Genomic DNA, 9,281 nt, shown 5'->3' on the forward strand with positions numbered 1-9,281 from the left:
TTGCAGCGGAGAAATGCATTAAAATCCACTTCTGCCAATTACAAATATTTTGCACTTTGCACTAGGAAGTTTTAAATTCATGGAATAAGATAGTGGTTAAAATATGAGGGGGAAATTTCCCAATACTGCGGAACGGCAACGTGTGGAAATAAGAAGGACGTCTAGGTTTAGCTTTAGCTTCAAATGGTATAGGCTACTTAAGATTTTAAAACCCTATTGGAAGCCTTTCTCCATAAGTATGATTCTATTTTTCATTTCAACGGCTATTAGTCTCCTACCTCCATATATCACCAAGGAGATTATAGACCGTGTCTTGATACCCATGAGCAACCTAAATCTCCTCGTATACTATGTTGTTCTTCTAGTGGTTTTGCAACTGATTGGAACTATTACTTCCATTGGTAGAAGATACATTATGACTGTTATTAGTAACAGGGTTACATTGGATATGAGGAATGATGTTTATAAAAATTTGATGGCTTTAAGCCTAGACTTTTATGATAGAAGCATAACGGGAGATATTGTCGCAAGAATCTTTGATTATGTTAGGCAAATTAACGCCTTCCTAACCGATGGCTTCCCCAACTTACTAACGAATATATTAACGTTAATTGGAATACTTATAGTGGTTTTTGCATTAAACTTGAAATTAGCTTTAATCTCTCTACTCTCCGTCCCAATAGTACTATTAAGCTTATGGGCATATCAAAAGAGGGCCTACTTCATATTTATGAGGATTTGGAAGGCTACCTCAAACTTCATGTCTCATGTCACCTCCATAATTTCATCCATAAGCCTCGTCAAAGTTCTTGGAAGAGAAAACGTTGAAATTGAGCGTTTCAAGAGATATGCTGGGGAAATTTACGATGCAAATATAGATCTAGCTAAATTGAATATACCATTCTCTGAGGCTATAAATTACATAATGAGCCTCTCTCAGGTAATTGTGATGCTTATAGGTGGATTTATGGTTATTAATGGGGAAACCACCATTGGAACCATAACAGCAGTTCTCAGCTATCTCTCAAGAATTTATGGTTCAATTCAGTTTCTAGGCACCTTCTCAACCCAGTATGTGCAAGCTGAAACAGCCTATGAAAAGATCTTGGAAGTTCTTGAGGTTAAACCATCAGTTTCCGAGTCACCTAACGCTGTGGATGTTAATATTAGAGGTAGAATTGAAGTGGAGGATGTATACTTCTCCTATATTAAGGGGAATCCCGTTCTTAGGGGGTTATCCCTAAAGATAGAGCCAGGGGAGGTTGTTGGAATAGTTGGACCTAACGGTGCCGGAAAAACTACTCTCGTAAGACTTTTAACACGCCTCTACGATCCTGAAAGGGGACGGATTCTTTATGATGGGGTAGATTTACGGAAGATAAGGTTTAGATCTCTTAAGGATCAAGTTGTAATGGTATCCCAGGAGCCATTGCTTCTACCCGGTTCAATTGCCCTAAACATAGCCTATGGATCTAGAAATGTGAAACCGATAGACGTTATTAGAGCTTCCAAGATGAGTTATGCTCATAACTTCATAATGCGCTTACCACTAGCCTACGATACCGATATAGGAGAGGCGGGAAGGAGGCTCTCAGGGGGGCAAAAGCAAATGGTCTGCATTGCCAGAGCATTAATTAAAGCGCCTCCGGTACTAATTCTGGATGAAGCCACTTCCAATGTAACCATTGAGTTGGAGCAAATGATAATAAACAACGTTTTAGGATTTACAAGAGATTCAACATTGATAATAATATCCCATAGACCTACTTTAATAAAATATGTGAATAGATTGATTGAAGTGGATTATGGTAGAATCGTAAATGAGTTAGAGGGGCAGCTCAAGGAGAGACCTAACTTCGACGTTGATAAGATAGTAAGTGTCCTAGACCCAAAATCCATTCATATTGAACTTAATGAATCAAGTTTAAATGTAAAGCTTGGTGAAGGAAGAATTATTGAGGGGGTTGCAGCTAGACTTCCATTTCCATTATCATATCCAAATATGGTGATCCTCTACGACTCTAAGGGAGGGGAAGTTGGAATAATAGAAGATTATACCCGTATGGATGATGAAAGCATAAACGCATTAAAGATGCATCTGCAGAAGGAATACAACTTCATAAATGTTAAGAAAATAGTTAAGATACTCCCACTGGGCGGGCTGGGTGGCGGAATGGGGCGTCCTATGGGAGGACGTGGGAGAACTGGAAATGTGCTGTTGATTCTTGAGGGGGAGAATGGGGAAATTATGCAGGAGGTTGTTCCAACCAACATGATAACAATTAGCGGTGAAAAAGTCACCATACCAACCCCTCAAAGGTTTTACATAATTAACATGAAGAACTTAAGCAAAACCGTGAGAAACGGTTTACGCTCATTAGCTTTACAAACAGAAAATCCATGGGAACATTTGGAAAAAGCTTATTCAAATCAACCTGAAACCAAGAGATAAAAGTATACAAGTAGTAAGGGGGATTCCTAAACTTTGGCACATGAAAAAAGCTTTAAAAGTTATTGTAAGAAGAGGGGGGAGGAGATTTATGCCATTAAAATCTCCACCTGAAATTGCGAGTGCCATATGTAAAGTTGGGGTAGAGAAATCCAAACTACCTTTGGGCAAGATGTTTGTACTTGGAATGCTTGCTGGAGTTTATATAGGTTTTGGATGCCAATTGATGATAACTGTAACGCAGGATTTGGCTTCAATCAGCCTCGGCCTTTCACAATTGTTGGGTGGAGCAGTATTCTCAGTGGGCTTGATGCTTGTCGTGATCGCTGGAGCTGAACTTTTTACGGGTAATTGCCTAATGACGATACCGCTCTGTAGTGGAGAAATAGATTGGAGGGGGCTGACTAGGAATTGGATAATCGTTTACATATCGAATTTCATAGGATCTGTATTGCTTGCCTCCATAGTTTTCCTTAGTGGACTGTATTCGATGGGGAATTATGCTGTTGGTGTAAGGGCTATTTCAATAGCAAACATGAAGGTGAACCTTCCATTCATACAGGCGTTAATGAGGGGGATTGGATGCAATTGGCTCGTTTGCTTAGCAGTTTGGCTTGCAAACTCATCAGATACCGTAACTGGTAAAATACTCTCCTGCATATTCCCAATAATGGCTTTCGTTGCAATTGGATTTGAACATAGCGTCGCTAATATGTACTTCATTCCAATGGGGATTTTCCTAAAGGGGGTTCCTGAAATTATGGTTAGAGTTAGAGAGCCCATAACCAACCTCACATGGGAGGGCTTCTTATGCAACAATCTCCTACCAGTAACCATTGGGAATATTATTGGAGGCGGCTTTTTCGTTGGAATGCTCTATTGGTATGCATACTTAAGGAAATGAGGGGAGATGGGAAGGCTCATTCAACCCCCATTTCATTTTTATGGAGTAAAGGAAGCTAATGCTTGTATTTCATAAGTTTTCCACGAAGCATATATAGAATTACTGAAAATGCTATTGCCATCATTATCAAAAATTCTAGGAAAATGCTTCCAGTAACAATGTAACCATACATGAGAATTGCAAGGGAGCCAATTATGGATAGTATATTCAATATTGTTTTCAGTTTAGGCTTATCTATGGCAATTGTAGATGACATTATAAGCATGGTTGTGGTGAAGCATAAAGCTGAGCCGAGGGTTAATGTAATGGTATCGCTGGAAGAGAGGCCTTCAAAAATCATGAATAATCCAAGTACAATCCAAAAGAGGTAGGTGAAGCTGATAGAATCCTCCATCCACGACACAAACAATATAAGAGTGCCACAGAATTTAAGTATTAAGTGTGTAAGCTAAATAACCCCAAAATTGTTTAGGCTCAATTCTATATGGTGGCTGAATTGGGGGATTTGATACTTGCTGAGAATATTGTGAAGTTGGAAAAGTTAATTGAAGAGTTAAAGGAGCATACAAACCTTTTAAAATGGTGTTTTAAGAGGTTAATTATACCATTGATGGGATTTATGATTATATTAAGCTTAATATGGAATGTGGATGTCATGGGGTTGATGCTATTCTCAACCATAACCTTCTTTTACGGTGGATTTCTACCAGACATAGATATACTTGTAAGGAAAACGGAGAATCAATATGAAGAATCATTGTGGTATGAAAAATACATGTATCTCTCCCTAGCTCCAATAATATTGTATTACAGTTTGATCGGTAGAGCTAAACCAATATATTCGTTTAAGAGTAAATGCTTCCATAACGTTGAATCAGCATTGATTTATAGTTTATTAATCTTTGTGATTTCATGTATTTTCTGGCATGAATTTTGGATGAGGATCATTCCATCCGCAACTGGCTTCATGGGATACTTGACACATTTAATTGTGGATGGATTTATAGGTATAGCTAATGAAAAGCGTGAAAGGATGTATTATTGGTTTAGTTTGAAAAGTGGCGCCATAATTTTCGATGATAATTTAGTAATGGAATTCTATAGTTTCCCCATGGGATTCGAGAAGCCTATAATTCTCCAGCTTATGTAGATCCCTAAGCTCATCAATTATGTCAGCATACTCCTTGGAAAACTTTACTTCAACTTTTAGTGGGCTACTTAAGCTTAACCCTAAACTCTTCTTCAAATTCCATATCTTGCTATTAGCGTTCATAAGTAATTCCAAAGGTTTAGATGGATAATTCCAATCACTCCTAGGATCTATAATTCTCTCGACATGTATGCTCCTCTTGGAGTAAAGCCTCCTCCATATGGAATCAGTTATTATTGGCATTATTGGTGCCAACAATTTTAGAACGTTGCTTAAAACTTCATGTAGAACGTACCATGAAGCTCTCTGCTGCTCAGCTGGGTATTTTCCATCGAAGTTGTAAGCTCTGGACTTCACAGCCTCAATATAATGTGATGCGAAAATGTTCCATGTGAAATTGTAAATTTCATTTGCAGGCGTGTAGACGTCCATGGAATTATATGCCGATATACATTTATCTAAGAGCATGTTTAAACTTGAGAGCATAGCCTTATCCAATGGTCTAAGTTCAATTTCACTTGGATTTGGGCGGGGGAATGATGATATGAATCTAGATATATTCCAAAGTTTGGTAACAAATAATGATCCAGTTTTAATTAGTTGCTCTGAAAACCTATAGTCGCTTCCAAGTTTGGAGGCTGAAGCAGCCCAAAACCTAAAGGCATCCACACCATACTTCTTAATGTATGGCTCTGGATCTATAACGTTACCCTTAGATTTATGCATAGCCTCCCCCTTCTCATCCAAACCCATACCACTAATCCTAACATACTTGAATGCAGGTTTACCCATCAATTGATATATTCTTAGAATTGAGTAGTATAGCCAAGTCCTAATGATATCATAACCTTGAGGCCTAACAGCATTTGGGAATAGCTTATTGAATAGCTTATCATCACCATACCTTGAAACATATAAGACGCTTATGGAAGAATCAAACCATGTGTCAAGCACCTTCAATTCCCCCTTAAGCCTACCCCTAGGAGCATTACATTTCGGGCATTGCTGAAATGGGGGGTCATCGATCCAAGGCCTATAATACCCTCCAGGCTCTGGCAATAGGATTTCACCACAATTAAGACACCTCCAAACAGGGACTTCAGTGGCATAATATCTATCCTTACTTATAGGCCAATCGGTGGATATGGATTCAATCCAATCCAAGAGCCTCCTCCTATGCTCCTCAGGATAGAATGTCATGAGTTGAGATATTCTCTTCAAATCCTCCTTAAAATCCAATTGTTTGAGGAAGTATTCCTTGGAATTTATGAATTCAATTGGGGTTTTACATCTCCAACAAACTGGACGTTCATGAATGATATCCTCAACCTTAACTATCAACCCTCTGGAGTGAAGCTCCTCCACAATTTTCATTCTAGCTTCAGCGATACTCAACCCCTTAAGGAAGCCTGAAAGCTCATTCATCCTTCCATCCTTGTCAATTATAATCCTAGGCTCTAAACCCATATCCCTAAAAATCTTGACATCTACACTATCGCCATAGCTACATATCATGGCAAGCCCAGTTCCAAAATCCGGTTTAGCCTCCCCCCTCTCAACTATTGGGACTATTTGACCATAGATTGGTACCACTGCATGGAGACCACGCAACCTCTTATACCTATCATCAAGTGGATTGTATATGACTATGGAGCATGCAGCTAAAAGTTCAGGTCTAGTTGTGGCTATAATTATATCTTCACCGGTTTCATGAACTTTAAACTTAATGTAGTATAGTTTGGCTACATCAGACTTATACTCAAGCTCCGCATCTGCAAGTGTTGTCCTACAACGTGGACACCAATTTACAGGCCTCTCATCCTCATATATGAGTCCACGCTTAAACAATTCAATGAATGTTGCTTGAGTTATACGCCTATAATCTGGACTATCAGTTCCATGAGGCCAATACTCAAAGCTACATCCACCCCTAATTAACCCATCAACCAAAATCTTCTCCACGGAATCAAGCTCAGCCTTACATAATTTCAAGAATTCCAATCTACCGTTAGGTGTTGAGGCAAATTCATGTATGTTTAAATTGAATTTACGCTCCACTTGAACCTCCACTGGAAGACCATTCCTATCAGCGTAGAAGGGGAGTAGAACGTTATACCCTCTCATCCTAAAGTATCTTGCCACCATATCTATCTGCATGTAATGAGCCAAGTTTCCAACATTCCATGGACCTGAAGCATATGGTGGTGGCGTATCGAATACTATTACAGGCCTATCATCACTTGGATCATAATTGAACTTGTATACCCCCTCAGACCACCAAGACTCTATAATCTTAGATTCCTCAGCCCTATCCCAACGCTTCTCAGCTATAATGGGTTTAAACTCTTCACCAATAAGACTCACCAATCAGCAGTAAACTATAATTTTGGAATGTGAAATAAACTTTTCGCAATCTACATCCTCTTAGGAGCCTCTATACCCAAAATCCCTAAACCATTTCTAAGAACCCTCATAACCGATTTAACGAGCATAACCCTAGCATTCCTCAACCCCTCATCACTACACTTTAAAACTGGAAGATTATCATAGAATAAATTGAAGTCCATGGCTAAATCGTTTAAATATGCGCAGAGGGATTCGAAACTCAATTTTGAAACTGCATCTGAAACAACTTCAGGGAAAATGGCTAAATCCAGAATCAACTTACGCTCCAAAGGATCCACAAGCTTACCAGCATCGTAATTGCTGTAATCCCAATCCACCTTAACCATAATATTATATGCCCTTGCATGGGCATACTGTATGAATGGACCACTATTCTGATTGAAATCCAAAACCCTACTCCAATCAAAAACTATCCTCTTACTTGGCGATACTGAGAGCATGGCATAACGTATAGCACCAACAGCCACAATCCTAGCTATATTCTCAACTTCAGACATATCTAAACCGGGATTCCTCTTCAAAACCTCAACTTTACATCTCTCAACAGCTTCATTGAGCAATCCATCAAGATCCACATATCTACCACGTCTACTGGACATTTTAAATCCAGGTAGATGAACCAACTCATAGGAGTAGTGCAATAGGTTTAGAGCGTAATCCATTAAACCCATACATGCCAATGCAACTCTCAATTGAAGTTGAGCTAGAGACTGCTCATTCCCAATAACATGTATAACCATATCAGCATCCCTAAACTGCCTTATCGTGTAAGCTATATCCCTAGTGGTGTATAGGGTTCTACCATCAGACCTAGTTAAAACGAGTTCCGGAAGCTCATGATGCTCATCAACTTTAAAAAGCTTCTTCAAACCCAAACTTCTACATGCAGATTCCACATCAAATATCCATACACCATCAAACTTCAAGTATCCAGTACCCTTAAGCTTCTCCAAAACCCTACCCACATCCCCACTCCAAACCACATCACTCTCCCAATCCCAGAATTCATGATGAACATTTATCTTTGAAAGAGTCTCCTTAAACCCCTCAATAACCATATTGCAAAGATCGCGTATAACCTTCTTAGCATAATCAGCTCCACGCTCATAATCCAAATCAAGCTTATTTATTGAAGATAATGGGTCAGCATCAGAATTAACGTAATCCAGCAATGCATCAAAGAGTTCAGGATTTCTACCCCTCAACTCATCGGCAATTGAAACCCACTCAGAAAGCTCAGCATTCAACTTTGAAATCTCATCTAGATTTGGATTCTGGGATGATTTCAAAACTGCCAATCTATCCTTCAACCTCCTAATCTCAACTAGGCAATTGGTTATGGCATAAACTAAACCTATGAAGTGATCTGGCTTCAAATTCACTTTAACCCTATCCCTAATACCCATAAACCCATATGCCGCTATTGAAACTTGAAGACCAACATCATCTATGTAGAAGTGAGTCCTAACCTTATGACCAACACCCCTCAAAAGCCTAGCCAAACTATCCCCCAAAATAGCATTCCTACCAGCACCTATATGGAGTGGATGTATGGGATTGGCACTGGTATGCTCCACAACAATCCTAAGAGGCTTATCCACAGGTATGAAGCCATAATTGTAATCTAAAACTTCAATGGATTCAAAGGTTAATGATGCAAGCTTCTGATAATTAACCCTAAAATTCACATATCCACCAGAAGGTTCAACACCACCTATAAGACTATAATTGGATAGATCAATCCCCCTAGATATCTTTAAAGCAAGATCCGTAGGGCTTACGCCCAATGATTTAGCCAATGGAAAAGTGGGGAAAGCCATTTCAGCTGAAATACCACTGGGAGGTCTCTCCAAAAATATATTTGAAACACTAACACCAATCCCACTCAAAACCTTTGAAACTGCATCAGCGCATTCAAACCTAAACTTCCCAAACGGATTGTATTCAACCATAAATCCCAAAAGGAGATTGTGGGAGGAGACATATAAAATTAGAGTTACATCTAAAACCAGAATGCTACCTCTCAACAGGAGGTTTTGGAGGTTTTAGGAGGAGGGAGGCAAAACCAGCGGCAATGGATGAAAATGAGAGGAATAGCAGTATCTGATCATAAGAGCCGAAGACCATGTACAAGTATCCAGTCAACCAACCCGATATTAATCCAGCCCAAGCCTTAGCAGTATAAGTTAAACCATAATTTGCAGTGGCATACCTAGAACCATAGTAATCGCCTATAATTGATGGATAGAAGGCGAAGGGTGAACCTCCAAACAAAGCCACAACAAAACTTAAACATACAAATAAGAATGGATTAAAGCCTAAGAAGACTAAAGCCATGGTTGAAACGCCCAATAATAGGTAGAAGATGAACA

The 9,281-nt window shown here is 39.2% G+C and carries 6 protein-coding genes and 1 pseudogene; 3 read left to right on the plus strand and 4 right to left on the minus strand.

What is annotated here, in order from left to right; genetic code table 11:
• Positions 1-103 precede the first annotated feature (103 nt).
• A complete protein-coding gene (locus MRT15_RS07125) occupies positions 104-2,452 on the plus strand; it encodes a DUF1854 domain-containing protein (protein ID WP_304329262.1) in 2,349 nt (782 codons plus the stop codon).
• Between the two features lie 88 nt (positions 2,453-2,540).
• Positions 2,541-3,353 (plus strand): formate/nitrite transporter family protein, encoded by an 813-nt coding sequence (locus MRT15_RS07130; RefSeq protein WP_304329264.1) that lies wholly within the window; start codon positions 2,541-2,543, stop codon positions 3,351-3,353.
• A gap of 55 nt (positions 3,354-3,408) precedes the next feature.
• Here MRT15_RS07130 and MRT15_RS07135 read toward each other — a convergent pair whose 3' ends face one another.
• Positions 3,409-3,747, minus strand: coding sequence for a hypothetical protein (locus MRT15_RS07135; protein ID WP_304329265.1), 339 nt, complete (start codon positions 3,745-3,747; stop codon positions 3,409-3,411).
• 102 nt (positions 3,748-3,849) lie between these two features.
• Between MRT15_RS07135 and MRT15_RS07140 the strand changes: the two genes are divergently transcribed.
• On the plus strand, positions 3,850-4,503 hold the full coding sequence (locus MRT15_RS07140; RefSeq protein WP_304329266.1) for a hypothetical protein: 654 nt from the start codon (positions 3,850-3,852) through the stop codon (positions 4,501-4,503).
• On the opposite strand, the gene MRT15_RS07145 is transcribed toward MRT15_RS07140, so the two are convergent.
• The 3 genes and pseudogenes from MRT15_RS07145 to MRT15_RS07155 all read right to left on the minus strand — a co-directional run.
• Positions 4,438-6,867, minus strand: a complete 2,430-nt coding sequence (locus MRT15_RS07145) for a valine--tRNA ligase (protein WP_304329267.1) — start codon at positions 6,865-6,867, stop codon at positions 4,438-4,440. The genes MRT15_RS07140 and MRT15_RS07145 overlap by 66 nt on opposite strands.
• A gap of 50 nt (positions 6,868-6,917) precedes the next feature.
• A complete protein-coding gene (locus MRT15_RS07150) occupies positions 6,918-8,861 on the minus strand; it encodes an arginine--tRNA ligase (RefSeq protein ID WP_304329269.1) in 1,944 nt (647 codons plus the stop codon).
• 64 nt (positions 8,862-8,925) lie between these two features.
• A pseudogene (locus MRT15_RS07155) lies at positions 8,926-9,281 on the minus strand (MFS transporter); the annotation flags it as partial.

Source organism: Candidatus Culexarchaeum yellowstonense, from assembly GCF_024707025.1.
GTDB lineage: Archaea > Thermoproteota > Methanomethylicia > Culexarchaeales > Culexarchaeaceae > Culexarchaeum.

Excerpts from the sequence above, each read along its gene's own strand:
- MRT15_RS07125 (WP_304329262.1), top strand. The coding sequence starts at position 104 with ATGAGGGGGAAATTTCCCAATACTGCGGAACGGCAACGTGTGGAAATA.
- MRT15_RS07130 (WP_304329264.1), top strand. The coding sequence starts at position 2,541 with ATGCCATTAAAATCTCCACCTGAAATTGCGAGTGCCATATGTAAAGTT.
- MRT15_RS07135 (WP_304329265.1), bottom strand. The coding sequence starts at position 3,747 with ATGGAGGATTCTATCAGCTTCACCTACCTCTTTTGGATTGTACTTGGA.
- MRT15_RS07150 (WP_304329269.1), bottom strand. The coding sequence starts at position 8,861 with ATGGTTGAATACAATCCGTTTGGGAAGTTTAGGTTTGAATGCGCTGAT.